The following is a 26,926-nucleotide window of genomic DNA, read 5'->3' as shown; positions in this document are numbered from 1 at the left end:
TATAGATATATTTTTAAGGAGGAAATAAAAATGGGAAAAATTATTGGTATAGATTTAGGTACAACTAACTCTTGTGTTGCTGTTATGGAAGGTGGTCAACCTGTTGTTATAGCTAATAGCGAAGGTGCTAGAACTACTCCTTCTATTGTAGGTTTTACAAAAACTGGCGAAAGATTAGTAGGAGAAACTGCTAAACGTCAAGCTGTAACAAATGTAGATGGTACAGTTATTTCTATTAAAAGACATATGGGTACTGACTATAAATTTGAAAATGATGGTAAAAAATTCTCTCCTCAAGAAATTTCTGCAATGATTTTACAAAAACTAAAAAAAGATGCTGAAAGCTATCTTGGAGAAACTGTTACAGAAGCGGTTATTACAGTTCCTGCTTACTTTACAGATAGTCAAAGACAAGCTACAAAAGATGCTGGTAAAATTGCTGGTCTTGATGTAAAACGTATTATTAATGAACCAACAGCTGCTGCATTAGCTTATGGTCTTGATAATGAAAAGGAACAAAAAATAATGGTATATGACTTAGGTGGTGGTACTTTTGACGTATCTATTATTGAAATTGGTGATGGTGTTATTGAAGTTTTAGCTACAAGTGGTAACAATCACTTAGGTGGAGATGACTTTGATGAAAAAATTATAAGCTATCTTGCAGAAGAATTTAAAAAAGCTGAAGGTATGGACTTAAGACAAGATAAAATGGCTATGCAAAGACTTAAAGAAGCCGCAGAAAAAGCTAAAAAGGAATTATCATCTGCTACTACAACAAACATTAACTTACCATATATTACTATGAATCAAGATGGACCTAAACATATTGATTTAACTTTAACTAGAGCTAAATTTGAAGAACTTACTCACGATTTAGTTTTAGCTACATTAGAACCCGTTAGAAATGCTTTAAAAGATGCCGATTTAGAAGCTAGTGATTTAGATAAAGTATTATTAGTTGGTGGGTCTACAAGAATACCTGCTGTACAAGAAGAAGTTAAAAAAATTACTGGAAAAGAACCTTTTAAAGGTATAAACCCTGATGAATGTGTTGCTCTTGGTGCATCTATACAAGGTGGTAAACTTGCAGGAGATGAAGGCGCTGGCGGTATATTACTTTTAGATGTTACTCCTTTATCTTTAGGTATAGAAACAGCAGGTGGTGTTTCTACTGTATTAATACCAAGAAATACTACTATTCCTACTAATAAAAAAGAAACATTTACAACTTATGCTGATAATCAAACTGCTGTTGATATTCGTATAGTACAAGGTGAAAGACCTATGGCTAGAGATAATAAAGAGCTTGGTCAATTTAAATTAGATGGTATTGCTCCTGCTCCACGTGGTATACCAAAAATTGAAGTTACATTTGATATAGATGCAAATGGTATTACTACTGTTTCTGCTAAAGATTTAGGCACTGGTAAAGAACAAAACATAACTATTACTTCTAGCACAAATTTAAGTGATGAAGAAGTAGAAAGAGCTATGAAAGAAGCAGAACAATATGCAGAAGCAGATGCTAAAAGAAAAGAAGCAGTTGATGTTAAAAATGAAGCTGAAAGTTTAATTTTCCAAGGGGAAAAAGTTTTACAAGATATAGGCGACAAAGTATCTGAAGAAAACAAAGCTGAACTTCAAAAAGAAATAGATAACTTAAAAGCAGTATCTAGCCCAATGGTTGCAGAAACTATGAGCGAAACAGATACTCAAACATTAAAAAATGCAACAGAAAGCTTTACAAAATTTATAAATGACTTTTCAACAAAACTTTATCAAGAAGCCGGTGGCAATCCTAATATGAATATGGGAGATATGGGTAACCAAGGTGCTACAAATAATGATGATATTATAGATGGTTAATTAAAAATAGTGAAATACCCTCTAGCCTATGGTTAGAGGGCAAATCACTATTTTAACGTTTACGGTTTATAAACTTATATATTATATATAAAAATAATGAACCTAATAATACAAAGATAAAAATAACTATACTGCAATTTTTAAAAAATTCTTGTGGTAGTATATTTATAATAGGATCTTTTTTTGTGTCAAATATCCAATAATCATTATTAAAAAATATTTTATGAAATATTTCAAAATATTTATCAAAATTAATATAGCATATTATAGCTAATAAAGCAGGTATAATAACACAGTTTATAGAACATTTTTTTAAAAATATACTATCTTTTTTCTTATAATAAAAGTAAATTATTATAGCTAATATTATTAAAATAATTATACATATTAAAGACATAGCATTAAATATATTTTTAACTTCTTCAAAATGTATTTTGCCTTGTGTAGAATAAGCTAAAGTTGGAAGATGAAACTCTTTATTAGAAAAAGGAAATAAAAATTCTAACATAGCATTATAGTTTAACTTTATTTCTTCTAATGAATAGCCTGTTTTTTCTACTAATTTTAAGTATTTAATATGTAAATAATAAAAATATTTATTTGATAATAAAAATATAATTGCAGTAAAAATAAAAATATAAATAAATAAAATACTCGTAAATATAGTTAAAATATAATTTGAAAGTTTTTTCATAAACAATCTCCTAAATTTATTATTTTCTATTATATTTTACTATATTTTTCATAAATAGTCATTAAAATTTAATTGGTAGGTGAAAATTTTGGGAAAAAGAGATTATTATGAAGTGTTAGGCGTAAGTAAAGGAGCAACAGATTCTGATATAAAAAAAGCATATAGAAAGTTAGCTAAAAAATATCATCCAGATGCTAACCCTAACAACCAAGAAGCTGAAGCTAAATTTAAAGAAGCAACAGAAGCATATGAAGTCCTTAGTGATGAAAAGAAAAGACAAACATATGACCAATTTGGACATTCAGCTTTTGATGGTAGCGGAGGATTTTCTGGCAGTGGCAACTTCTCTGGTATGGATATGGGAGATATTTTTGAAAGTTTCTTTGGCGGCAGTGGATTTTCAGACATATTTGGTGGAGGTTCATCAAGAAGAAGAAGAGGTCCTTCAAGAGGAGCTGATTTACAGTATAATTTAACAATAAATTTTGAAGAGGCAGTTTTTGGATGTAGCAAAGAAATATCTTTTCAAGCTGATGATAAATGTGACAACTGTAATGGTACTGGTGCTAAACCGGGTACACACCCTCAAACTTGTCCAACTTGTGGTGGAAGTGGCCAAGAAAGAGTTATTCAACAAACAATGCTTGGTTCTATGACAACTGTTATAGAATGTCGTACTTGTCATGGAGAAGGTAAAATTGTAAAAGAACCTTGCTCTGTATGTAATGGTAAAGGTAAAGTTAGAAAAACAAAAACTATAACTGTAGATATACCAAAAGGTATAAATGAAGGACAAAGTATTAGAAAAGCAGGTATGGGAGCTCCAGGAGAAAAAGGCGGACCTAATGGAGATTTACTTATTGCTATTAGCGTAAGACCTCATAAAACATTTGTAAGACAAAATAATGATATATATGTAGAAGTACCTATATCTATTGTTCAAGCTACACTTGGTGATGAAATAAAAGTTCCTACAATAGATGGTGAAGAACTATATACAGTAAAAGCAGGTACACAACCAGAAACAACTGTTATGCTTAAAAACAAAGGTGTATTTAATGTGCGTAACCCTAAGCTAAGAGGTGACCAAATTATAAAATTTAAAGTAATAGTTCCTACAAAAGTTAATGACAAACAAAAAGAACTTCTTATGCAGTTTGCCTCTGAAGATGGAACTATCCCAACTATAAAAAAAGAAAACTTTTTTGAAAAAGTAAAAAAGCATTTTGATTAATAAATATTGAATATAATAAAAGCTATGGAAAATTTTCCATAGCTTTTATTTAAATACAAAGTATTAAAAAACTTATTTTAAATAGTTTAATGGATTTTGAGCAACACCATTTTTTAATACTTCAAAATGTACGTGGTTACCAGTGCTATTACCCGTGCTACCAACATAACCTATAACTTCACCTTGTGCAACTTTTTGTCCAACAGATACTGCATTTTTACTATTATGTGCATATACTGTTTGATATCCATTGCCGTGATTTATTTTTACCATATAACCATATCCACCGTTGTTCCAACCTGAAAATACAACTATGCCACCATCAGAAGCCTTAATAGGCGTACCTGCTGGGCAAGCTAAGTCTATACCATTATGCATAGCCCCCCATCTATATCCAAATCCAGATGAAAATCTTCCTCTAACTGGATATACAAAACTACCAATAGATTTTTTAGGTGGTGTATTTAATGTACCTACTTCAATTTTTTCTACCGTAGGTTCTACCAAAACTTTTTCGGATACAACTTCTCTTTTTTCTTCAATACCATTAATTTTTGTTACCTTTGCAGTAACTTGCTTGCTACCATCTTTACCAGCTTTTAAAACTTTTTTATAAGTTTTATATTCTTTATCATTTTTTACTGTTTCAACTTTTTTAGGTATAGTTTCAGTATAAACCGCTTCTTCATAAGTAGCAACAGATAATAATGGAACTGGAACAACAAGATTTATTTTACTACCTATCTTAAGAGGTGTCGTTTCTGTAATATTAGGATTAACACTTAAAAGCTTTTTTAAAGTTATGTCATTATTTATAGCTATTTCAAAAAGTGTATCTCCTTTTTTAATTTCATACTCTTTGCCTTGGTCTACATTAGATGTAAGTATAGATAAAACTTCTTCATTTGACATAACATCTTGTTCAGCTACATATTTGTTTTCTATCTTAACATCTTCTACAAAAGTTGGCTCAGATACTTGTTTAACATCTTTATTTATATACTTATTTTTTATACTATTTAAAATTTGGTTAGCCTCTTCTTTATTTTTAACAACAGCTATCGGCTCACCTTCAACTGTTATAACAGATGCCTCTACTTTAAATGTAAATGCTTTAGCTACTTCTTTAGTGGCATCTGTTACAGACATAATCTCTTCTTTAGATGCTCTAACTGGCTTAAATATAACTTCTTCATTTACTTCAACATTAGCCCCAGCCTCTTTAGATAACTCATCTAATGCTAAATTCTCAAGGTCTTTGGCAGATTTTAATTTTTCATTAGTTTTTATTATACCTACCATTTTATCTCCAACATAAATTTCTTTAGCATTTTTATGAGTTAAAGCCCATATAACAATACATACTAAAATAATCCCTAAAATTGTAATTGCTATAGGTTTAGGTGGCAATTTATCTTTACCATTGCTAGAATTATTCAAATTTATATTATTGCTATTATTATCATTAGAATTTAGTTTAACTTCATTTTCATTTACAGAATAAAACCTATTTATTATATTATTTTTAAATTTTGACAATATACTATTTTCATTCGATTTATAAAAATCAATATTTTTTATTATATTATCTTTTGTAGTTAAAACTAAGTTTGTTTCTTTAAGATTTGCCCTATTATCTATATTATTTTTCAAGGGAAAATCTATTATATTATTTTGTTTTTCATTAGTTTTTTTATCTTTACTAAAGTTTTCTTTATTAAGATTAACCGACATAAAGAACCTCCATTGTTTATCTTGACACAATATTAATATTTGAAGCAATATTGTTTATAACATCTTTTAAAACAACATAAACTTTATTACCCTTTTTCAAATCATTAAAAGATATATTTCTTAAGCTTTCATAGTCAAAAAATATAGTGTCTTTATCTATATTAGCTTTCACAGTAGCTTTTCCTGTTAAATCTTGTGTTAAAATAGTTATATAATTACTATTTATTTCTATAATTTCACCACTAAAGCTTTTGTTTTGCTTTCTATCTAAAATATTTATAGCATATACCTCTGAGCTATCTAAATATAAATCAACACTATCTAATATTCTAATTGAATAAATATCTGTGCTAAGGTTGTCCACATAGTATGTATTTATATTATTATTAGAATCTTCTAGATCTATTGTAGAAAATTTATCATTTATTTTTATAGCCTTTATAGTACCTTGTTTTTTAGATATATCCCCTTTTGCTTTAATATTTGAAATTTTATCTTTATTTACATTTACTGTAACTAAATCACCTATTTTTAATTGATTAGCCAAAACAATTTTGTCATTTCTAATTATTTTTGCATTTTCTAAAAAGCCCATTTCAAATATTTTATTGTCTGTAGTTTTTATAGTTATTTTATTGTTATCTTTTTCTATTATAGTACCTAAAAACAAAGCATTATCATCTTCTATTATTATTTGGGTAGCCATTTTATTCTCTAAAACAACTGTGGCTAAGCTATTTTCTTCTATATTGTTAATAGTAACACCATTTTTTGTTATTTTACAATTTTTAGATAAAGGTATAATTTCTATTTTTTCTTTAGAATAAAATCTATTATCATATATTTCTTTATGAGATAATCCAACACAATCATTAGAAATGTTTTTTATTATTCCATATATTTTTGTGTCATTAGTTGGTGTATTTTCTACTTTTAGATTAGTTTTTATATCTATTTTGGTAACTAAATTATCTTCTATAACTATTTCTGCATTAGTATTAGGTGTTATATTTTCTAAAAATGAAATATTATCATCTATATATATTTTTACATTTTTATCTAACACATAAATTTTAGTTTCATTATCTATTTTTACTTGTATAGAATTATTTTGTAAAAAAACATTTTGGATATTAACAAATCTTGTTTGTATATTTTGGTTATTGTTTAATGTTTTCAAATCATTAACTTTAATTTCTATATTTGTATACTGTAAAAACTTATCTAATATAATAGAAAGTTCTGCTTTAGTAACAGCATTTTTAGGTAAAAAATTATTATCTTTTGTAGATATTATACCCAAACTATCCATATAATAACAAGATTTAACTTTATTTTGTCCTATGTTATTTTGGTCGTTAAAAGTTTTGTTAAAATTCATTTTATTAACGCTATCTTCTTTGTCTATCACTCTAGTTAAAAATAAAGCAATTTCTTCTCTGGATAATGCTCTTATTTGTTCTTTCTTATTTTTATCTATAATAACAAAATCTTTTAAATCTTCTTCTTTTAATACCCCTTTTTCTAAAAGAATTATTATATACTTATTAAAAGAAGTGTCCCATCTATTATATTTTTTATCATATTGTAAAACTATATCGTTATATTTACTTTTTGTAGTATCAATATTTTCTGACTGTATAAATTTAGATAATATTTTTGTTATTTCAAATTTACTAATATAACTATCTGGATTAAAATTACCTTGTAAATCACCAACCATAATTTCTAGTTGGTACATTTTTTGTATAGAATTATAAGCTATATTATTTTTGTCTACATCATTAAAGATATCAGCATAAACATTAACATAACTAAATAACATAAAAAAAGTTAAGCCAAATATAGCTAATATCATTCTTAAACTTTTCATATAATCCTCCTTAGTTGCAAAGGAATTTTTATTTTTGTAATATATTTGTAACAATTATACCTTAATTTTATAAAAATATCAAGGATAAATTAATTTATCCATATTTTTTATATATTTTATCTAAAAAGTTATACATAATTTATAACAATTTTCGATTTTATATTTAAAAAATCATATATATTTACACACCAAATAATCATTTGGTTAAAACAAATATAAATACTTCTATATATTTATTTTTATTATATAAAATGACCAATACTTGTTTTAATAAAAAAGCAAAGTCATAAATTTTTATGACTTTGCTTTTTTATTAATTATTTTTTCTTGGTTGTGGTCTCATATTATCAGGCTTTTCTATTATAAACTGTCTTTTACTATCTAAATAATCTTCTACAAGTCTTAAAGCCTCTCCAAATCTTTGGAAATGTACCACTTCTCTCTCTCTTAAAAATTTTATTGGTGTTATTACATCTGGGTCGTCTGTCATATTTAATATATATTCATACGTAGCTTTTGCTTTTTGCTCTGCTGCTAAATTTTCATATAAATCTGCTATTGGATTTCCTGTTGATTGTAAACCTTCTGTAGAAAATGGAACTCCACCACCACTTACTGGATATATACCTAAGCCGTGGTCTGATTGTGACAAATATAAACTTAATTTAATATATCAATTTATTTTTTATTAGTCTTACTCCCTTTAGATAATTTATAATTTATATTTTGAACTTTAAAAAATAAATCTTTGGAAATTATTGGTGAATGTGTATCTTCTTTTATTATCCATTTATCTTTTTTTATATTTTTTTGTTCTTTATTATTAAAAAACTCTGTTTTCTTTCTTCCTTGCACAATATTTCCTATATAAACTTCATTTGTTAAAATTGTTTTTATATAAATATCGCTCCATTTACAATATTTAAATCTATCTTGCTTTAAAATACCTTTGCTATATAAATATGCCGATGGAGATAAAACTCCTTTTTCATTTAAAATATTGGCTATTTTTGTATAACTATAACCATTTAATCTTAAGTTAAATATTTTTTTTACAATATCTTTTGTTTCTTCATTAACTATAATTTTATTTTTATCATTAGGGTCTTTTAAATAACCATAAGTTGCCCAATTGCCAATAAATTTTCCTTGTTGTTGTTTTTCTTTAATTGCCGTACACACTTTTTTAGAAATGTCTTTTGAATACACTTCATTTATTATATTTTTAAGGTGGATTAATAATACTTCATTAGAATTGTTGTTATTACTATCATAGTTGTCATTTATAGATATAAACCTAACATTTATAAACGGAAATATTTTTTCGATATAATTACTACATTCTATATAACTTCGTCCAAATCTTGATAAATCTTTTACTATTATACAATTTATTTTACCTTTTTTAATATCTTGTAAAAGTTTTTTAAACCCTTCCCTATTAAAATTAGTTCCTGTAGTATTATCATCTTGATAAATTTCTATTAGTTTAAATTCTTTCTTATCTTTTATATAATCTAAAATAAAATTTTTTTGGTTTTCTATTGTATTTTTATTTTTTTTATTATCAGTTACAGATACTCTAATATATATACCTAATTTATATATCTTATCGCTATTTTTAGCTTTATCTATTTTAAATTTTTTCCTACTTTTTCTAGCCATTATAAACACCTTTTAATAATATGTCATACATTATTAATATTTTATAAGTGTATTTTAAATGACTATTTTTAAAGTCTTTTTATTATATTTAATTTATTAAACAATAAGCTCTCTAAAATCTGTTATATATTCATCACTTTGTTGTATAATATCTTCTAAGTTTTCCAAGTTATTTTTTTCATAAAAATAATAAACTTGCATACCAGCTTTTTTAGCCCCTTTTATAGCTTCTAACTTATTTTCAAAAACAATAATATTTTTAGGAGCAAGCCCTAAGGTTGTGGCACAATTTTTATATATATCTGAATATTCTTTATCTATTTTTGCAAAACTACTATCTATTATAATATCAAAAAAATCGTATATTTTATACCTTTTTAAACATACTTCATAAAATTGTTTTTCACAATTTGTAACAATACCTATTTTTATTTTATTCTCCTTTAAAAATACAAGATATTCATAAACCCCAAGATTTAAACTTATATTTTTTTTATATTCAAAATATGCTAACTGCTTTAATTCTTCAACTATATTTTCTTTTGTATCTTCTATTTCACATATGCTATTTATATAGTTAGCACTCTCTAAAACATTCATATGTTTTATATGTTTTTCATAATTTATAGGTATGTTAATCTTTTTATTTTTTATAAAAATTTTTTCTACTTTTTCCCAAATATTTAATGAATCTAGTATAGTTCCCTCCAAGTTAAAAATAACACCTTTATACTCAATCATTAACTTTATCCTTTCGTCTAAGGTCTTTAAAAAAATTTTTCATTAACATACTACATTCATCTAGTAAAACACCTTCTATTATATCTACACTATGATTAAACTGTTTATTATTTAAAATATTTAATACAGACCCACAACAACCAGCTTTATTATTTCTGGTAGCAAAAATAAGTTTATCTATCCTAGATTGTAATATAGCTCCTGCACACATAGGACAAGGCTCAACAGTAACAAAAATATTACACCCTTCCAAACGCCAATCTCCTAAAACTTTACAAGCTTTATCTATTGCTATTATTTCTGCATGTTTTAATGTATTTTTTTCTATATTTCGTCTATTATATGCTCTAGATATTATTTGGTTATTATACGTAATTACACAACCTATCGGTACTTCATTTATTTCATACGCCTTTAATGCTTCTTTATAAGCTTCTTTCATAAAAAAATTATATTCCATTTAAAGTTCCTTCCTTGTTTAAAAAATAGTGGATATAAATTAAATAATAAAACTCATAAATTTTATATAATATAAATCTATGGTTAATATAATTATAAGCAAGGTAATTACCTTGCTTATAGTATATGTTTTATATATAGTTCTTTTTCTTGAGATAAATCTATAAACTCATCATTTATTCTTACAATAGGCTTTGATAAATAAGAATTATTGATAAAAACAACTTCTGCTTCTCTATCATCAGATAACATAATACGACTTCCTACATAAGTATATGCTATATTTTGTAAAAAAGCTAATAAAAATTGTGTATCTAAAATATCATAGCTATTTTGCTCAAAGTTTCTTATAACTTCAAAAGGACAAATTTGTGGTCTATAAACTCTATTAGCTGTCATAGCTTCATATATATCACAAATAGCAACTATTTTAGCTGTAGATGCTATTCTATCATCTTTTAACCCTAAAGGGTATCCTGTTCCATTTATTTTTTCATGATGCATTAATACACTTAATTTTATTTCATTAGGTATGTCTAAATCTTTAACTAATTCATATCCTAAGGAAGGATGCTTTTTCATACATTCGTATTCTTCATTAGTTAATTTAGCCGGTTTTTTAATTATATTTTCATCTATTTTTAACTTGCCAATATCGTGCAACATACCTGCAACAGTAAGTGTTTTTAATTGTTCTCCTTCATACCCTAGCCAAGTGCCAAAAAGATTGCATATTAAAGCAACATTTAAACTATGTGCATAAGTATGTAAATCTTGAGTTTTTAAATGCCCTAAGTAAGAAAATACATCATTTTTACAGTTTACATTATTAACTATATCTATAACTACATCATAAAGAGTATCTGTTTCTATTCCAATACCTTTACCAATAGCTACAAATTGATTTTCTATTTTTTCAACTTTTTCTTCATAATTTTTTTTAAACTGCTTAAACTCTTTTCTATCTTCTATTCTCTCAGATTCTTTATTTTCTAATAAAATATCTTCACTAAAATCATCACTATTATCACTTTTTTCAAAAATACTTATGTATTTTATTCCATTGGATTCAAGTTTATCATAATTTATATTACTTAACATAGTATTTTTACTTAAAATTACTATGCCAGAAGAATTTACAACATCTTTTGCTAAAATCATATTAGGTTTAGCATTTTTAACACTTATCTTTTGTACTTTTAAATTAGCCATAAAAACTTCCTTTCTAAAATATTTACATATTTTAATAAAAATTTTAGTTATTTTTTATAGTATACCACTAAATTATTAAATTAATCAATAGTTTTTGTATAAAAATGTAAATTATAAAAACTTTTTACTAAAGTTTCCGTAAAATATATTGTACTATGCAATATTAAAATATCTAAAAAACCTTTTAAAAAAATATTTCACATATTTTTAAAGATTTATAAAAATACGGAGGAGTAAATATGAACGAACATAAAAATTCTAATTTAAATCCTAATTTATTTATGTTTATCTTAACATTATTTTCTGCATTAGCAACAGCTATACTAATTATTATTGGTATATTAATCCCTTCTTTACTAGAACCAAAAAATTCTTACATACTTAACCCTATAGTTTTTACTATTTATTTTATATTACCTATATTATTATACACGATTTTAAAAAAAGTCAAAATTAAAGACATAATACCATTAAATCCTTTAAGCTTAAAAAATTTTATTTTAGTAATATTTATAAGTTTCTCAGTAATACCATTAACAGATTTTGTATCTTCTATTGGAGATGTTTTTTTCGAAAATATAATTATTGATGAATTATATCAAGAAACATCTAATTTAAACTTATTTCAATTGCTTTTTACCATAGCATTAGTACCAGCCATAGCAGAAGAATTAGCATTTAGAGGTGTTATATTAAGTGGTTATAAAAAAAATAGTTTAATAACAGCTATGTTAATGTCTAGCCTTTATTTTGGTATGATGCACGGTAATTTAAATCAATTTGTTTATACAACATTATGTGGTATATTCATGGCTTTTTTAGTAAAAATAACAAATTCTATATACTCTAGTATGATAATGCATTTTATATTTAATGCTAGAGCAGGAATATTTCTTTATTTTTTAGTTAAAAACAATCCTGCTACAGCCTTTAATGAACTCACTAAACCAACTACTATTAAATATATAAAAAGCGTATTTATAATATTTTTAATTTCATTACCATTTCTTTTACTTTCTATATTTTTATTTATAAAAAATAATAAAGATGAAATAAAAAAATTAAAAGATGAAAACATTGCAATTAAAAATAATCCTAATAAGCCTAAAGTATTTACAGCATTCTTTTATGTAAATATAATATTATTTATCTTACAGATATTGTTCTTAACATTAATAAAATATTTAATTAATATGTAATTTTTGTATAAAAATGTAAATTATAAAAACTTTTTACCAAAATTTACGTAAAATATGTTGTATTATGTAATATTAAGATACGTAAAAACATTTAAAGAGATATTTTACATGCTCTCAAAAGTTTATAAAAATATGGAGGTATAAATATGAACGAACCTAAAAATTCTAATTTAAATCCTAATTTATTTATGTTTGTATTAACATTATTTGCTGTATTATCAGTATTTATAGTACCTATTACTAAGATAATATTTCCTTCTTTGTCGAACCCCAAAAATTCTTACATACTTGACACTATATCTTCTACTTTTCATTTTATATTACCTATAGCATTGTATATAGTTTTTAAAAAAGTTAAAATTAAAGAAATTATACCATTAAATCCTTTAAGCTTAAAAAATGTTTTTTTAATAATATTTATAGGCTTTTCAGTAATACCATTTCTAATGTTTATATCTTCTATTGGAGACCTTTTCTCAAAAGATATAGTTTCTGATATTTTACATGAAGAAGCATCTAATTTAAACTTATTTCAATCACTTTTTACTATAGCATTATTACCAGCCATAGTAGAAGAATTAGCCTTTAGAGGTGCTATATTAAGTGGTTATAAAAAAAATAGTTTATTGATAGGTGTATTAATGTCTAGTCTTTATTTTGGTATGATGCACGGTAATTTAAATCAATTTGTTTATACAACAGTACTAGGCATATTTATGGCTTTTTTAGTAAGAATAACAAACTCTATATATTCTAGTATGATAATGCATTTTATATTTAATGCTAAAGCAGCAATATTAATTTATCTTTCTGTTAAATATATCCCTACATCCTTTGACCAACCATCTACATTATCTAGTTTTGAAAGTGTTATAATTATGTTTATAATATTTTTAATCTCGTTACCATTGCTTTTACTTTCTATCTTTTTATTTATAAAAAATAATAAAAATGAAATAAAAAAATTAAAAGATGAAAACATTGCAATAAAAAATAACCCTAATAAGCCTAAAGTATTTACAGCATTCTTTTATGTAAATATACTATTGTTTATATTACAAATATTACTTTTAACATTAGTAAAACATTTAATTAATACATAATTTTTGTATAAAAATATAAATTATAAAACTTTTAACTAGAAATTTCGTAAAATATATTGTATTATATAGTATGTGTATAATACACAAAAATTTTAAGGAGGTGCTTTTATAAACTCTCAAAGTTTTATAAAAAAAAATAAAAAATACTTTAAACTAGGATTATGTTTAATTTTTGTAGCTGTAATCACTATAATTTTTTATCGTTCATCATCTAATCTAGATGTATCTTTAGCAATAAAAAATGCAAAACATATTTTATCGCCTTTTATATATGGTATAGGTATAGCATATGTTTTAAACTCTAGCTTAAAATTTTTAGAAGCAAAGTTTTTTTCTAAAATAACATATTTAAATACTAGAAAAAGACTAAAAAGAGGATTATCTATAACAACTACATATGCTTTATTATTTAGTTTCTTAATTTGGCTTATTAGCTATCTTATACCAGAAATACAAAAAAGCATAATAGATGTAAGTGAATATTTTAAAACATTTGATATAAATGCTTTTGATAAAATGTTGAAACAAAATGTACCTATAAATGAAGGTATAATAGATAGTATTTCTAACTATATAGAAGGATTTTTAAGAGGTTTTATAGACCAAGTACCTACTTACTTAAAAAGAATATTATCAAGCACTATTAATATAGCATCTGTTCTTTTAAATGTAATATTAGGTATTGTTATATCTATTTATATTTTATTTGATAAAGAAGAAATAGGAGAAAAAAGTAAAAAAATAGTTTATGCTATTTTCCCTAAAAAAGTATCTTATAGCTTAATACAATTTTTTAAAGAAGCTAACTATACTTTTGAAAAGTTTTTCGTTGGAAAAATGATTGATTCTACAATAATAGGTATAATATTTTTTGTAGGAGCAACGTTATTAAAGGCACCTTTTGCAATGCTTTTAAGCATAATAATAGGTATAACAAATATGATACCATTTTTTGGTCCATTTATAGGTGGTATTCCTGTTGTATTTATAACATTAATGTTTGATATAACAAATCCTTTAAAAAGTATTTGGATATCTATCTTTATACTTTTATTACAACAATTTGATGGTAATATATTAGGACCTAAAATATTAGGAGATTCTATAGGCATTAAGCCTATTGGTATTATCTTCTCTATAATTGTAGGTGGAGCTCTTTTTGGCCCTGCTGGTATGTTTTTTGGTGTTCCGATATTTGCTGTTATCTTTTCTACATTTAACCGTTTTATAGATAAAAAATATGAAAAAAATATGGAGGTGTAAGTATGAATTCTCCCAAAAACGCTAACTTTTTTATGTTCATAATAATGATATTTACTATATTAATTGGCAATATTTTATTAATTAATTTATTTAGTGAAATAATGCCTTTTATGTTAAAACCTGAAAATTTTTGGCTATTACAATCTACATATTCTATTATTTGCTTTATACTGCCTATAATATTATATGTAGTTTTTAAAAAGATTAACATTAAAGAAGCTATTCCTTTAAAACCTCTAAGCCTAAAAAATATTTTTATAACAATAATTATGAGCTTTTCAATAATGCCCTTAGCTAATTTAATAAGTGCTATTACAGATTTATTTTTTAAAAATGAAATTGTTGATAGCTTATATGACTCTTCTAACTTAGGTCTATTTAAATCTCTTTTTTCTACGGCAATAATACCTGCCATAACAGAAGAATTAGCATTTAGAGGTGTTATATTAAGTGGTTATAAAAAAAATAGTTTATTAACAGGCGCGTTAATATCTAGCTTTTACTTTGGTATTATGCACTTAACATTTACTCAGCTATTTTTTGCAATAATATTAGGTATATTTTTTACTTATTTAGTAAGAGTAACAAAATCTTTATATTCTAGTATGTTAATGCATTTTTTAATTAATTCTACCTCAGTAATAAGTCTTTACTCTTTAGCAAAGAAATCACCTGATACAGTATTAAATGAACTATCTAAACAAACTACTGCTATTGATATTCTACCATTTTTTGTAATGTTTTTACTATCACTACCATTTCTTTTAATTTCTATATTTTTATTTATAAAAGTCAATAAAGAAGAAATAAAAGAATTAAAAAATGAAAATATTTCAATAAAAAATAGTCAAGATAAGCCAAAAATATTCACAGCATTTTTCTTTGTAAACATAATAATTTTTATCTTATTTATGGCATTTAAAAGTATTATTAGGCAATAAAAGATTTATAATTTCTAGGTTGTAGAAAAATATACAACCTAGAAATTATAAAATTATCTCAAAAAATTAATATATAAAAAAGCTAAGTTTTTGTATATATTAAACTTAGCTTTTTTATATATTAATTTTTTCTATAAATTTTACTTTCTTAACTTATTTTATATTATTTTTTATACTATCAACTATTTTTTCTATTTTTTCATTATCAATATTTATAGCTTTAGACTTTATAACTACATCATCATTTTCTATTCGTGGTATAACGTGTATATGAAAATGATTAACCGTTTGCCCTGCTAAAGCACCATTATTTTGTAATATATTTATATTTTCTATATTTAAAGCCTTTTTTATACCATTAGCTATTTTCCTTGAAATAGCATAGCCTTCTTTTAACATATCTTCATCTATTTCAAAAATATCTTTATAATGTTTTTTAGGTATAATAAGTGTATGTCCCTCATTAGCTGGAAACGCATCTAATATAGCTATAAAATTATCATTTTCAAAAACTTTGTTACAAGGTATATCTCCATTTATAATTTTACAAAAAATACATTCCATTTTCTATGCCTCCTCAAAAAATTGTTTATGCCAAACTAAAAACATATATATTGTCCATATTTTACGGCTAAAATCTCCTTTACCTTGTTTATGGTTGTCAAGATAACTCATTATTTTGTCTGTATTAAAATATTTTTTAGAAGCTTCTGAACAAAAGGCTTCTTTTACAATATTATAAAACTTATCTTCTTTAAGCCAAACTCTAATAGGAACAGGAAATCCAAGTTTTTTCTTAATAGAAACTGTCTCTGGTAAATACGCTTTAGAAGCCATTCTAAAAATATATTTTGTTGCTTGCTTATTAACACGATAATCTGACGGTATTTTGCTAGCAGTTTTAAATACTTCTTTATCTAAAAATGGTACTCTAACCTCAAGAGAATTTGCCATACTCATTTTATCGGCTTTTAAAAGGATGTCTCCTACAAGCCAAAGATTTAAGTCTATATATTGCATTTTAGTAGCATCATCTAAATGTTTAACTTTATCATATAAAGGCTTAGTAATATCCATAGGGTTATATTTACCCGTAGGATTTTTTAATATACTTTCTCTTTCTTCCTTTGAAAACATATTTGCATTTCCTATAAATCTTTCTTCAACATCTTTTGAAGCTCTTATAAATAGGTTTTTGCCTTTAAACGAAAAAGGTATTATTTTAACAATATTAGCAAGGGCTTTTCTTATAGGTTTTGATAGTATTGTTATAAAGGAAATATCAAAAGGCTCTTTATATATATTATATCCTCCAAAAAACTCGTCTGCCCCCTCTCCAGATAAAGCTACCTTAACGTGCTTACTAGCTAAGTTAGACACAAAATATAAAGCAATTGCCGAAGGGTCTGCTAAAGGCTCGTCCATATGGTATTGAACTTTAGATATAGTGTCCCAATATTCTTCTTTTGTTATAGTTTTATTAAAGTTTTCTATACCTATTTTTTCAGATAAATCTTTAGCATAGCTTATCTCATTGTAGTTATCATAGTCAAATCCAACAGTAAAAGTTTTATCTCCTTTAAATGTAGCAGCTACATAGCTAGAATCTACCCCGCTAGATAAAAATGAACCAACTTCAACATCACTTACTTTGTGAATTTTAATAGACTCTTGTAAAGATATATCCACATCTTTTATAGCATCTTGTAATTTCATTTGTTCTGGTTCAAACATAGGCTCAAAATATCTTGTTATATCTATATTGCCGTCTTTATATTTTAAATAATGACCTGGCATAAGCTTAAACACACCTTTAAAAAATGTTTCTTCCAAAACAGAATATTGAAAAGAAAGATAATTTTCTAAAGCAACTAAGTTTACTTCTTTTTTAAACTCTGGATATTCTAAAAAACTTTTTATTTCAGACCCAAAAATAAAGTTACCATTTATATGGGAATAATAAAAAGGTTTAATACCAAAAAAGTCTCTAACTGCATAAAGCTCTTTTTTATTCATATCATATATAACAAAAGCAAACATACCTCTTATATCTTTTAGCATATCCATACCTTTTTCTTCGTATAAATGCACTAAAACTTCTGTGTCTGCCTCACTTTTAAAAATATGACCTTTTTCTAAAAGTTCTTTTTTTATTGTCTCATAATTATATATTTCACCGTTAAATACAATAACGATGCTCCCATCTTCGTTATACATAGGTTGCGAACCATTTTCTAATCCTATAATGCTAAGGCGTCTAAATCCAAGAGTAACATTTTCATCACAATGTATACCACTACTATCTGGTCCTCTATGTATTATTTTATTCATCATTTTTTCTATTACTTCTTCTTTGTTAGCTAAATTTCCAGTAAATCCAGTAAATCCACACATTTAAAATGTATCCTCCTAAGTATTTTATATAAAAACTTTATCATAAAAATGCATATTATTCAACTAGCTTTAAAAAAGTTTTAAAATTTTTTAAAATTTTGTTTGATTTATTTAATTAAAATGTTATAATAATAAGTAACTATAATTATATAGTTATTTTGTCCATTATTAGTGTTGTTAAACTTAATAAATAATACTTATAAAAATATATTTAAGGGGGATTTTGATTTGAATGATATATTAAAGCCAAAAATTCTTTTAGAAAGTGGAACTAATGAGCTGGAGCTTATGGAGTTTACTATTGCAGGTAGACATTTTGGTATAAATGTTGCAAAAATATTAGAAATTATGAAATATACAGAGGCTACTCCTATGCCTAATTCTAGCCCTTTTGTAGAAGGTGTTTTTAAACCTAGAGAAGAAATAATGACTGTTATAGATTTGGCAACATATATGGGGTTACCAGCCACAGAAGACCCAAGTAGAGATATTTTTATAATAACTATATTTAATAATGTATACACTGCTTTCCACGTACACACCGTAGAAGAAATTCATCGTATATCTTGGGAACATATTGAAAAACCAGATACTACTATATATAGTGGTGAAGAAGGTCTTGCAACAGGTATTGCTAGAATTAAAGATAAACTTATAACTATTCTTGACTTTGAAAAAATACTTGCAGACATTAGTCCAGATAAAAGTATACAAGTATCGGATATTGATAGACTTGGTGAACGTAATAATTCTACAAAACCTATCCTTTTAGCAGAAGACTCTCCTCTGTTAGAAAAACTTTTAATAGAATGTTTACACAAATCTCAATATACAAACACAACTATGTGCACAGATGGTAAACACGCTTGGGATACTTTACAAGAATATAAAAAACAGCCAGGTCCTATTGAAGATAAAGTTGCTTGTATAGTTACTGATATAGAAATGCCAAAAATGGACGGTCATCGTCTTTTAAAATTTATTAGAGATGATGAAGAACTTAAACACATACCAGTTATTATTTTCTCTTCACTTATAAATGATGAAATGAAAATTAAAGGTGAAAGATTAGGAGCAACTGCGCAAATAACAAAACCTGAAATTGCTAATCTTGTAAATTTAATAGATAAATATATATTATAATATAAAAACACGGATTAATATCCGTGTTTTTGTATTTTAAATTGATTATAACTTTTTACAAATAATTATTGAAAATAGCTATAATTAAGTTTATAATAAAATAAAATTAAATACATTTTAGAAAAGGAGATTAACTATGAATGGCAGATATAAATTAAACTGCGAGCTTGCTCAAATGTTAAAAGGTGGCGTTATAATGGACGTAACAACTAAAGAACAAGCAAAAATAGCAGAAGAAGCTGGAGCTTGTGCTGTTATGGCTCTTGAAAAAATACCAGCAGATATTAGAGCTTGTGGTGGTGTGGCTAGAATGAGCGACCCTAAAATGATAAAAGAAATTCAACAAGCGGTTACAATACCTGTTATGGCAAAAGTTAGAATAGGTCATTTTGTAGAAGCATCTTTATTAGAAGCAATAGAAATAGACTATATAGATGAAAGTGAAGTTTTAACTCCGGCAGATGATTGTTATCATATAGATAAAACTAAATATAAAGTACCTTTTGTATGTGGAGCTAAAGACTTAGGCGAAGCACTTAGAAGAATTGCCGAAGGAGCTTCTATGATAAGAACAAAAGGCGAACCAGGCACTGGAGATATTGTACAAGCTGTTAGACATATGAGAATGATAAACTCTGAGATAAGACGTATACAATCTTTAAGACAAGATGAACTTTTTGACAATGCTAAAAAATTAGGTGTTCCATATGAGTTATTATTATCTGTATATGAAAATGGAAAATTACCAGTTGTAAACTTTGCAGCAGGCGGTATAGCAACTCCAGCTGATGCTGCATTAATGATGAATTTAGGTGCTGAAGGTGTTTTTGTAGGCTCTGGTATATTTAAATCTGGAGACCCTGTAAAAAGAGCAACAGCAATAGTAAAAGCCGTTACAAACTATCAAGATTACAAACTAATAGCAGAATTATCAGAAGATTTAGGTGAAGCTATGGTTGGTATAAACGAATCTGAAATAGAGCTTTTAATGGCAGAAAGAGGCAAATAATGAAAATAGGTGTTTTATGCTTACAAGGAGCTTTTATAGAACATATAAACATACTCCATAAATTAGGTATAGAAACTTTTGAAATTAGACAAAAAAAAGATATAGAAAAAGATTTTGATGGTATAATTTTACCTGGTGGCGAAAGTACAACTATGGGTAAATTATTAAAAGAGTTAGATATTTTTGAACCTCTTGTTAATAAAATAAAAAACAATATTCCTGTTTTTGGGACTTGTGCAGGTCTTTTGTTATTGGCTAAAAAAATAGATAATGACCATAGAATCCATTTAGCAACTTTAGATATAGTAGCAAAAAGAAATGCATATGGTAGACAATTAGGTAGCTTTAACACAATAGAAAAATTTAATGGCAAAGATATTCCTATGACGTTTATTAGAGCTCCTTATATAGATAAAGTAGGAGAAAATGTAGAAATATTATCTGTTGTTGATGATAAAATAGTTGCAGTTAGAGAAAATAATCAATTAGCAACGGCTTTTCATCCAGAACTTACAGATTGTTATGAAGTACATAAGTATTTTATAAATATGGTAGAAAATAACGTAAATAAATAATAACTATTATAGGGTGTAGATTTTTGTCTATACCCTTGTTTCATAATAATAAAATTATAACAATTTTTATATTTTTTAATTAATTTTCTTACAATTTTTTTATAAAAATATTCAAGTACATATGAATTTTTAAGATTATTATTTATTTTATCTTCAGCATTAACTTATAAAATATATAAAAAGCCTATTTTTGCAAAAAGGCTAAATTTATATTTTACACAAGATAAAAAACTCCACCTTGTAATAAAATTTATATACTAAAATATCTAAAATATTTTAAATTAATCAAACTATAAACAAATATATAGCGGTAGCTTTTTTATTTTTATGCTTTACATAAAAATTCTAATTACAATACGGGACTTTAACCCTTATGTAAATAAATCAGCTTTTTTCATACAGTACTTCAAAAAAATAACAAAATTATTTTTTTTGAAAGGTTGTAGACTTTGTCTACAACCTTAGATTAATTTCTTTATTTTTATAATTTGTAGACTTTATCTATATACATATATTTATTAATTTATTTTTGTAAAATAAGCAATAAAAAAACCACTATAAGTGGCAATATATATATAAATCCCGTGCATCTACCTTCGACAGACACTTCCTAGCGTTACCTATATAGTTAGCTCAAATCCAGCACCCTTACGGCACATAAAAAATCTTGCTTAGTGCTGCTTCTGTCAAGACCTGACACGGTTCACAAGCATTTATTGCGTAAGACTAAATCGTCAACACCACTTTTATAGGGCAGGCCTAAAAAATGAAAGCCTTAGATAAACATCATTCCTACTATAGCGGATTGTAGGTTACAAGGCACCGCTACCTCCCCAACTAGCACGAGAAACTTTAAAACATATTAATACCTATATTATATCTTTTACATATTGATTTGTCAATGTAAAAATAAATTTAAAATTATACATTTTTATATAAAATATTTCCAGTAAAATAAATTATGTATTTTAATTATATACTTTCTAATAAGTCTTATTATGACAATATTATCTACATAATATCCACCTAATCCTGCTTGTTTTATTTCTTCTATAGATATATCATCTGAAAGTTGATGAACAATAGAACCTATCATCTCTAAATGTGCTAATTCTTCTGTTCCTATGTCATTTAATATAGCTTTAGCCTCTGGTGTTATCATTGTAAATCTTTGACTAAGATAACGAATAGCTGCACCTAACTCACCATTTGGTCCACCATATTGAGTTAAAATAAGTTTACCCAATTGTGGGTTTTTATTTTTAATTTTTACAGGAAATTCTAATTTTTTTTCATATATCCACATTAGCAAATCTCCCCTTTCAAATCATAGTTAAAGCAATCTTGCCAAGGCCAAGGATTATCTGTCCATTTAAACTTTTCTTTATTAGACATAGAACGATAAGAGCATAAAGGACCAAATTTTTCTTCATATATTGCACGAACCTTATCTGCTTCTTTTAAAATTTCATTATATATAGCTATACCTTCTTTATCATATGGGTGCGTATCTAAATATAACGCCATATCAACTGCCATAAAATCTAATGCAGTTAAATTACTTAAAACTTCATCTCTTTCCATATTTTATGCCTCCAAAATAAATAATCTTTTTACATATTTTCAAAACAAGGTTTATCTTCTCTCATAAGATTTTTATCTTTTTCACAATAACCTCTTGCTAGTTCTGGAAATATAGTTCCTTTAATCATAGATTCGTTAGCATCATATATGCTACATAACTTTTGAAAAGGAACATAAGCTCTTGCTAATTCCACAACTTTTATATACTCTTCATAAGGTATACATTCTTTATTTTGATTATTTTCACCACAGTTCACATTTAGCCCTCCTTTTTATTGATAATAGGTTATATCTCAACCTAATTTTATATTATTCATATATTACAAAAAATGTTACTATACAGCAAGCTTAAAACAAGCTAAATTTTAAATATAAAAAACTTGATTTAACCTATAATAAAAATATAAATAAGCTAAATCAAGTGTTATAAAAACTAATATTTATAATTTAAATTTTATAATATTTTTATTAAATTAATAATTATATATAGGTTTATATTTTTTATAATAATATAAACATACTAAAGCTCCTAATAGTTGAGCAATAGGAACTGCAAGCCAAATTCCTGTAACACCTAAAAACATGGGAAATAATAAAATTCCAATACTTTCAAAAACTAATGTTGTTAAAAATGATATTGTAGCAGACACTCTTCCGTTTGAAAAAGCTGTAAACATTGAAGAAGTGAATATAGTAGTACCAACTATTAAAAAACTAAAAGAATATATTTTTAGCCCATTAATAGATATATCAAATACATTTGTATTTTGTTCTGTAAATAGCATAACTAATTTAGAAGATAATAAAAGTATAATTATATATATAATTATAGATATAGACCAAATAAATTTTAAGCTAATTGATATAAGACTTTTTAAAGCATCTGTATCTTGGTTTCCATAATAAAAACTTATTTTTGGTGAAATTCCTATTGAATACCCTAAAAATATAGAAGTAACTAAAAATTGAATATATAAAATAATAGTTATAGAAGCAACGCCATCTTCTCCAATATATTTAAGCATTACTATATTAAATAAAAATGTAATAATACCACTAGATACTTGAGATACCATCTCAGAAGACCCATTATAACAAGATTTTAATATAATCATTGGATTTTTACTTGGCAATTTAAAATGTAATAAATTAGATTTTTTTATAAAAAATAATAACCCTATAATAGCTGGTATAGTATATCCTATGCCAGTTGCTATAGCTGCTCCTTTTATTCCAAAGTTTAATAATACTATAAATATATAATCTAAAACAATATTTAAAATACCACCTGTTACAGATAAAAATAAAGCAATTTTAGATTTATTAATAGCTACTAAAAACTGTTCTACAATAAATTTTAATATAGTAGGTATTACAAATATTATCATATAAAATAAATAGCTTTTTGTATCTTTATATAAGATGCTATTAGTTCCTAAAAGTTTAAGTATTGGCTCTATAAATATAATGCTAAGTGTCATTAAAATAATACTAAAAACAAATGCAAAATATAATATTAAAGAAAAGTCTTTTTTGGCTTCTTCGCTTTTTCCTTCCCCTAGCTTTTTCATAACTAAAGCACAGCCACCAGAACCTAACATAACAGATATGCCTAAAACAAAATTAACATATGGATAAGCTATATTAACAGCAGATAAAGCATTAGTCCCTACAAATTTAGATACAAAAGCTCCATCTACTATTGTATATAAAGACATAAATGACATCATTAATATTGTAGGTATAGTTAATTTTAATATTTGTGATAACCTAAATTTTCTTTCCATAAAAACCTCCTTAACCAAATTGCTAAAACTTAAAATATATGATAAACTATACAGTAACTGGATAGTCAAGGGGTGAATTATTTTATGGAAGAATTTTTTGAAAAATATTTTACTATTAGCCAATTTGCAAAAATGTATAATGTAAATAAAAAAACTCTAATATATTATGATGAAATAGGTCTTTTTAAGCCTGCTCTTGTAAAAGAAAATGGATATAGATATTACACGTTACATCAAGGTGGTCTTTTTGAAGTTATATTAATATTAAAACAACTAGGTATGCCTTTAAAAACTATAAAATATTATTTAGAAAAAAGAGAAATATGTGAGCTAAAAAATATTTTACTTGAACAAAAATATAATATAGAAAACCAAATGTTAAAGCTAAAAAAAATAAATAATATTATAAACAATAGGCTTAATATTTTAGATAGTTATAAAAGTATAAAAATATGTGATATGGAAATAAAATATATGGATGAAGAATACTTAATTTTATCAAATTACACAAGAAATGTTGATGAAATAACTACTACTAAAAATTTATATGAACACACATCTAAAATATATAAAAATAATTTATATGAAGGATTTGGCTTAGGGGCTATGATACAAGCTAAAGATATAATAAATAACAATTATTTAAACTATTCTTATTTTTATACAAAAGTAGAAAAACTTTCATACAAAATAGACTATTTTATAAAACCAAAAGGTAACTATCTAGTTTTTTATTATAAAGGTCATTGGCAAAACTTTTATAAAATATATGATAAAGCAAAACAATATTTAAAAGATAACAATATTAACATAACAGGATATAGCTATGAAGAATTTATATTAGATGATGCTACATCAAAAACTGCAGATGAATATGTAACAAAATTTATGATACAAATATCTTGAAAAAAATAATATGCTATGTTAAAATGTAGTAAAAAGATAGGAATTGATTAAGGAGGTATTAATATGTTTGAAACAATAAAAGAAAATAATAAATATAAAAATCTTGTAAACGGTAGTTGGATACATAGCGAAACAAACGAATATATAGAAATAAAATCTGTACTAGATAACTCTACTGTTGGGTTTGTTCCTTCTATGAGCCAAAAAGAAGTAGACTTTGTTTTAGAAAATGCAAAAACGGCTCAAAAAAAATGGAGAGAAACTTCTTTAGATGAAAGAGCTAATATTTTATATAAAGTTGCTAATATATTAGAAAAAAATGTAGGTATATTTGTAGAAAGTATGATACACGAAATAGGAAAAGATAAAAAAAGCTGTAAATCTGAAGTATTTAGAACAGCCGACTTTATAAGATATACTGCCGATACTATTAGAACATTAACAAGCGAGTGTTTAACTGGCGATGGATTTTATGGTGGTAGTCCTAAAAAAACTGGTATAATAAAAAGAGAACCTTTAGGTGTAGTTTTAGCTATATCTCCATTTAACTATCCTATAAACCTTTCTGCCTCTAAAATAGCTCCAGCCATAGCTATTGGTAATTCTGTTGTTTTAAAACCTTCTACTCAAGGTAGCATATGCGGGTTACACCTTGTAAGAATTTTTGAAGAAGCTGGTGTACCTAAAGGTGTTATACAAACAGTTACTGGTAAAGGTAGTGAAATAGGAGATTATATTGTTTCTCACAAAAATATAGATTTTATAAACTTTACGGGTAGTACAGATATAGGTAAAAGAATAACTAGCAAATGTGGTATGATACCTGTTATATTAGAGCTAGGTGGCAAAGATGCCGGAATAGTTTTAGAAGATGCCGATTTAGACCATAGCGCAAGTCAAATAATGTCTGGAGCATTTTCTTATTCTGGACAAAGATGTACGGCTATAAAAAGAGTTCTTGTTATGGAACAAGTTTATGACACACTTATAGATAAACTTTTAGAAAGAGTTAAAGACATAACAGTAGGTAATCCGCTTAATGGAGATTTTGACGTAGTTCCTTTAATAAACGAAAAATCTGCCGATTTTGTTATGGGTCTTATAGACGATGCAAAACAAAAAGGTGCTACTATACTTTGTGGAGATAAAAGAGAAGGCAACCTTATTTACCCAACAATTATAAAAGATATTACATTAGATATGGATGTAGCGTGGGAAGAACCTTTTGGCCCTGTTTTACCTATTATAAAAGTAAAATCATATGAAGAAGCAATAGAAATAGCAAACAAATCTGAATATGGTCTACAAAGTTCAATATTTACAAAAGATATAAATAAAGCCTTTAGCATAGCAGATAAACTAGAAGTTGGTAGTGTCCAAATAAATAATAAAACAGAAAGAGGACCAGATAGTTTCCCATTTTTAGGTGTAAAAGCATCAGGTATAGGTGTTCAAGGTGTTAGATATTCTATCGAAGCAATGTCTAGACCTAAAGTTACTGTTATTAATATATAAACTATTGTAATATTTAATATTATAGT

At 25.5% G+C, this 26,926-nt stretch carries 25 protein-coding genes and 1 other RNA gene; 11 read left to right on the top strand and 15 right to left on the bottom strand.

Translation table 11 applies throughout. From position 1 onward, the window contains the following. The first annotated feature begins 30 nt into the window (after positions 1-30). A complete protein-coding gene (gene dnaK, locus NBW53_RS00495; protein WP_250278184.1) occupies positions 31-1,869 on the top strand; it encodes a molecular chaperone DnaK in 1,839 nt (612 codons plus the stop codon). Positions 1,870-1,921: 52 nt separating this feature from the next. On the opposite strand, the gene NBW53_RS00490 is transcribed toward dnaK, so the two are convergent. Continuing rightward, positions 1,922-2,563 carry a TIGR01906 family membrane protein gene (locus NBW53_RS00490; protein WP_250278183.1) on the bottom strand — a complete coding sequence of 214 codons (642 nt, stop codon included), beginning with the start codon at positions 2,561-2,563 and terminating at the stop codon, positions 1,922-1,924. Positions 2,564-2,642: 79 nt separating this feature from the next. Here NBW53_RS00490 and dnaJ point away from each other — a divergent pair, with 79 nt between their 5' ends. Next, complete coding sequence (dnaJ, locus tag NBW53_RS00485) at positions 2,643-3,797, top strand: molecular chaperone DnaJ (RefSeq protein ID WP_334302886.1); 1,155 nt, start codon at positions 2,643-2,645, stop codon at positions 3,795-3,797. A gap of 72 nt (positions 3,798-3,869) precedes the next feature. Here the strand turns inward: dnaJ and NBW53_RS00480 are convergent, their stop codons facing one another. From NBW53_RS00480 to NBW53_RS00450, 7 genes are all read right to left on the bottom strand, one after another. Beyond that, entirely contained in the window at positions 3,870-5,531 is a 1,662-nt protein-coding gene (locus NBW53_RS00480; protein ID WP_250278181.1) for a M23 family metallopeptidase, read from the bottom strand. A 16-nt stretch (positions 5,532-5,547) separates the two neighbouring features. Further along, the gene (locus NBW53_RS00475) at positions 5,548-7,404 is read right to left on the bottom strand and encodes an S-layer homology domain-containing protein (RefSeq protein ID WP_250278180.1); all 1,857 of its coding nucleotides are present in this window, start codon (positions 7,402-7,404) and stop codon (positions 5,548-5,550) included. Positions 7,405-7,717: 313 nt separating this feature from the next. Beyond that, positions 7,718-8,056, bottom strand: coding sequence for a manganese catalase family protein (locus tag NBW53_RS00470; RefSeq protein WP_250278179.1), 339 nt, complete (start codon positions 8,054-8,056; stop codon positions 7,718-7,720). A 26-nt stretch (positions 8,057-8,082) separates the two neighbouring features. Continuing rightward, positions 8,083-9,069 carry a recombinase family protein gene (locus NBW53_RS00465; RefSeq protein WP_250278178.1) on the bottom strand — a complete coding sequence of 329 codons (987 nt, stop codon included), beginning with the start codon at positions 9,067-9,069 and terminating at the stop codon, positions 8,083-8,085. Positions 9,070-9,165: 96 nt separating this feature from the next. Further along, entirely contained in the window at positions 9,166-9,810 is a 645-nt protein-coding gene (locus tag NBW53_RS00460) for an HAD family hydrolase (RefSeq protein ID WP_250278177.1), read from the bottom strand. Continuing rightward, on the bottom strand, positions 9,803-10,270 hold the full coding sequence (locus tag NBW53_RS00455) for a nucleoside deaminase (RefSeq protein ID WP_330651618.1): 468 nt from the start codon (positions 10,268-10,270) through the stop codon (positions 9,803-9,805). Before NBW53_RS00455 ends, NBW53_RS00460 begins: the two co-directional genes overlap by 8 nt. Positions 10,271-10,386: 116 nt before the next feature. Next, on the bottom strand, positions 10,387-11,481 hold the full coding sequence (locus tag NBW53_RS00450) for an HD-GYP domain-containing protein (RefSeq protein WP_250278176.1): 1,095 nt from the start codon (positions 11,479-11,481) through the stop codon (positions 10,387-10,389). Positions 11,482-11,720: 239 nt separating this feature from the next. Here NBW53_RS00450 and NBW53_RS00445 point away from each other — a divergent pair, with 239 nt between their 5' ends. The 4 genes from NBW53_RS00445 to NBW53_RS00430 all read left to right on the top strand — a co-directional run bounded on the left by NBW53_RS00445 (position 11,721) and on the right by NBW53_RS00430 (position 15,987). Beyond that, positions 11,721-12,680, top strand: a complete 960-nt coding sequence (locus tag NBW53_RS00445) for a CPBP family intramembrane glutamic endopeptidase (protein WP_250278175.1) — start codon at positions 11,721-11,723, stop codon at positions 12,678-12,680. A gap of 146 nt (positions 12,681-12,826) precedes the next feature. Then, on the top strand, positions 12,827-13,783 hold the full coding sequence (locus NBW53_RS00440) for a CPBP family intramembrane glutamic endopeptidase (RefSeq protein WP_250278174.1): 957 nt from the start codon (positions 12,827-12,829) through the stop codon (positions 13,781-13,783). Positions 13,784-13,891: 108 nt separating this feature from the next. Continuing rightward, on the top strand, positions 13,892-15,046 hold the full coding sequence (locus NBW53_RS00435) for an AI-2E family transporter (protein ID WP_330651646.1): 1,155 nt from the start codon (positions 13,892-13,894) through the stop codon (positions 15,044-15,046). 2 nt (positions 15,047-15,048) lie between these two features. Next, positions 15,049-15,987: a CPBP family intramembrane glutamic endopeptidase gene (locus NBW53_RS00430; protein ID WP_250278173.1), complete on the top strand. Its 939-nt coding sequence runs from the start codon at positions 15,049-15,051 to the stop codon at positions 15,985-15,987. A 153-nt stretch (positions 15,988-16,140) separates the two neighbouring features. Here NBW53_RS00430 and NBW53_RS00425 read toward each other — a convergent pair whose 3' ends face one another. Together NBW53_RS00425 and asnB are read right to left on the bottom strand one after the other, a co-directional pair. Continuing rightward, positions 16,141-16,551 (bottom strand): HIT family protein, encoded by a 411-nt coding sequence (locus NBW53_RS00425; protein WP_250278172.1) that lies wholly within the window; start codon positions 16,549-16,551, stop codon positions 16,141-16,143. Between the two features lie 3 nt (positions 16,552-16,554). Further along, positions 16,555-18,381, bottom strand: a complete 1,827-nt coding sequence (gene asnB, locus NBW53_RS00420) for an asparagine synthase (glutamine-hydrolyzing) (RefSeq protein WP_250278171.1) — start codon at positions 18,379-18,381, stop codon at positions 16,555-16,557. A gap of 228 nt (positions 18,382-18,609) precedes the next feature. Between asnB and NBW53_RS00415 the strand changes: the two genes are divergently transcribed. From NBW53_RS00415 to pdxT, 3 genes are all read left to right on the top strand, one after another. Further along, the gene (locus NBW53_RS00415) at positions 18,610-19,524 is read left to right on the top strand and encodes a chemotaxis protein (RefSeq protein WP_330651617.1); all 915 of its coding nucleotides are present in this window, start codon (positions 18,610-18,612) and stop codon (positions 19,522-19,524) included. A gap of 136 nt (positions 19,525-19,660) precedes the next feature. Beyond that, entirely contained in the window at positions 19,661-20,533 is an 873-nt protein-coding gene (pdxS, locus tag NBW53_RS00410) for a pyridoxal 5'-phosphate synthase lyase subunit PdxS (RefSeq protein ID WP_250278170.1), read from the top strand. Further along, the gene (gene pdxT, locus NBW53_RS00405; RefSeq protein ID WP_250278169.1) at positions 20,533-21,108 is read left to right on the top strand and encodes a pyridoxal 5'-phosphate synthase glutaminase subunit PdxT; all 576 of its coding nucleotides are present in this window, start codon (positions 20,533-20,535) and stop codon (positions 21,106-21,108) included. The genes pdxS and pdxT overlap by 1 nt, the downstream gene beginning before the upstream one ends. A 582-nt stretch (positions 21,109-21,690) precedes the next feature. Here the strand turns inward: pdxT and ffs are convergent. The 5 genes from ffs to NBW53_RS00380 form a co-directional block, all read right to left on the bottom strand. Next, positions 21,691-21,954: signal recognition particle sRNA large type (gene ffs, locus NBW53_RS00400), an RNA gene on the bottom strand. An 85-nt stretch (positions 21,955-22,039) separates the two neighbouring features. Next, positions 22,040-22,414 carry a manganese catalase family protein gene (locus NBW53_RS00395; protein ID WP_330651616.1) on the bottom strand — a complete coding sequence of 125 codons (375 nt, stop codon included), beginning with the start codon at positions 22,412-22,414 and terminating at the stop codon, positions 22,040-22,042. After that, the gene (locus NBW53_RS00390; protein ID WP_250278168.1) at positions 22,414-22,692 is read right to left on the bottom strand and encodes a spore coat protein CotJB; all 279 of its coding nucleotides are present in this window, start codon (positions 22,690-22,692) and stop codon (positions 22,414-22,416) included. Before NBW53_RS00390 ends, NBW53_RS00395 begins: the two co-directional genes overlap by 1 nt. Before the next feature lie 29 nt (positions 22,693-22,721). Beyond that, positions 22,722-22,949 (bottom strand): spore coat associated protein CotJA, encoded by a 228-nt coding sequence (locus NBW53_RS00385; protein WP_250278167.1) that lies wholly within the window; start codon positions 22,947-22,949, stop codon positions 22,722-22,724. A 216-nt stretch (positions 22,950-23,165) separates the two neighbouring features. Then, on the bottom strand, positions 23,166-24,479 hold the full coding sequence (locus NBW53_RS00380; protein WP_250278166.1) for an MATE family efflux transporter: 1,314 nt from the start codon (positions 24,477-24,479) through the stop codon (positions 23,166-23,168). Positions 24,480-24,563: 84 nt separating this feature from the next. On the opposite strand from NBW53_RS00380, the gene NBW53_RS00375 reads away from it, so the two are divergent. Next, positions 24,564-25,385, top strand: coding sequence for a MerR family DNA-binding transcriptional regulator (locus tag NBW53_RS00375; protein ID WP_250278165.1), 822 nt, complete (start codon positions 24,564-24,566; stop codon positions 25,383-25,385). Positions 25,386-25,448: 63 nt separating this feature from the next. Further along, positions 25,449-26,900, top strand: coding sequence for an NADP-dependent glyceraldehyde-3-phosphate dehydrogenase (locus NBW53_RS00370; RefSeq protein WP_250278164.1), 1,452 nt, complete (start codon positions 25,449-25,451; stop codon positions 26,898-26,900). Positions 26,901-26,926: the final 26 nt, after the last annotated feature.

The organism is [Clostridium] colinum (genome assembly GCF_940677205.1).
Taxonomy (GTDB): Bacteria; Bacillota; Clostridia; order Lachnospirales; family CAG-274; genus Tyzzerella; species Tyzzerella colina.
Note: the sequence above shows the minus strand (reverse complement) of the source record. Positions and strands in the feature narration are given on the sequence as shown.

What these genes read in the sequence shown, in the direction of transcription:
- pdxT (WP_250278169.1), top strand. Translation starts at nt 20,533, where the DNA reads ATGAAAATAGGTGTTTTATGCTTACAAGGAGCTTTTATAGAACATATA.
- NBW53_RS00480 (WP_250278181.1), bottom strand. Translation starts at nt 5,531, where the DNA reads ATGTCGGTTAATCTTAATAAAGAAAACTTTAGTAAAGATAAAAAAACT.
- NBW53_RS00475 (WP_250278180.1), bottom strand. Translation starts at nt 7,404, where the DNA reads ATGAAAAGTTTAAGAATGATATTAGCTATATTTGGCTTAACTTTTTTT.
- pdxS (WP_250278170.1), top strand. Translation starts at nt 19,661, where the DNA reads ATGAATGGCAGATATAAATTAAACTGCGAGCTTGCTCAAATGTTAAAA.
- NBW53_RS00375 (WP_250278165.1), top strand. Translation starts at nt 24,564, where the DNA reads ATGGAAGAATTTTTTGAAAAATATTTTACTATTAGCCAATTTGCAAAA.
- NBW53_RS00460 (WP_250278177.1), bottom strand. Translation starts at nt 9,810, where the DNA reads ATGATTGAGTATAAAGGTGTTATTTTTAACTTGGAGGGAACTATACTA.
- NBW53_RS00425 (WP_250278172.1), bottom strand. Translation starts at nt 16,551, where the DNA reads ATGGAATGTATTTTTTGTAAAATTATAAATGGAGATATACCTTGTAAC.
- NBW53_RS00455 (WP_330651618.1), bottom strand. Translation starts at nt 10,270, where the DNA reads ATGGAATATAATTTTTTTATGAAAGAAGCTTATAAAGAAGCATTAAAG.
- NBW53_RS00465 (WP_250278178.1), bottom strand. Translation starts at nt 9,069, where the DNA reads ATGGCTAGAAAAAGTAGGAAAAAATTTAAAATAGATAAAGCTAAAAAT.
- asnB (WP_250278171.1), bottom strand. Translation starts at nt 18,381, where the DNA reads ATGTGTGGATTTACTGGATTTACTGGAAATTTAGCTAACAAAGAAGAA.
- NBW53_RS00490 (WP_250278183.1), bottom strand. Translation starts at nt 2,563, where the DNA reads ATGAAAAAACTTTCAAATTATATTTTAACTATATTTACGAGTATTTTA.
- NBW53_RS00440 (WP_250278174.1), top strand. Translation starts at nt 12,827, where the DNA reads ATGAACGAACCTAAAAATTCTAATTTAAATCCTAATTTATTTATGTTT.
- NBW53_RS00380 (WP_250278166.1), bottom strand. Translation starts at nt 24,479, where the DNA reads ATGGAAAGAAAATTTAGGTTATCACAAATATTAAAATTAACTATACCT.
- NBW53_RS00430 (WP_250278173.1), top strand. Translation starts at nt 15,049, where the DNA reads ATGAATTCTCCCAAAAACGCTAACTTTTTTATGTTCATAATAATGATA.
- NBW53_RS00395 (WP_330651616.1), bottom strand. Translation starts at nt 22,414, where the DNA reads ATGTGGATATATGAAAAAAAATTAGAATTTCCTGTAAAAATTAAAAAT.
- NBW53_RS00445 (WP_250278175.1), top strand. Translation starts at nt 11,721, where the DNA reads ATGAACGAACATAAAAATTCTAATTTAAATCCTAATTTATTTATGTTT.
- dnaK (WP_250278184.1), top strand. Translation starts at nt 31, where the DNA reads ATGGGAAAAATTATTGGTATAGATTTAGGTACAACTAACTCTTGTGTT.
- NBW53_RS00450 (WP_250278176.1), bottom strand. Translation starts at nt 11,481, where the DNA reads ATGGCTAATTTAAAAGTACAAAAGATAAGTGTTAAAAATGCTAAACCT.
- NBW53_RS00390 (WP_250278168.1), bottom strand. Translation starts at nt 22,692, where the DNA reads ATGGAAAGAGATGAAGTTTTAAGTAATTTAACTGCATTAGATTTTATG.
- NBW53_RS00370 (WP_250278164.1), top strand. Translation starts at nt 25,449, where the DNA reads ATGTTTGAAACAATAAAAGAAAATAATAAATATAAAAATCTTGTAAAC.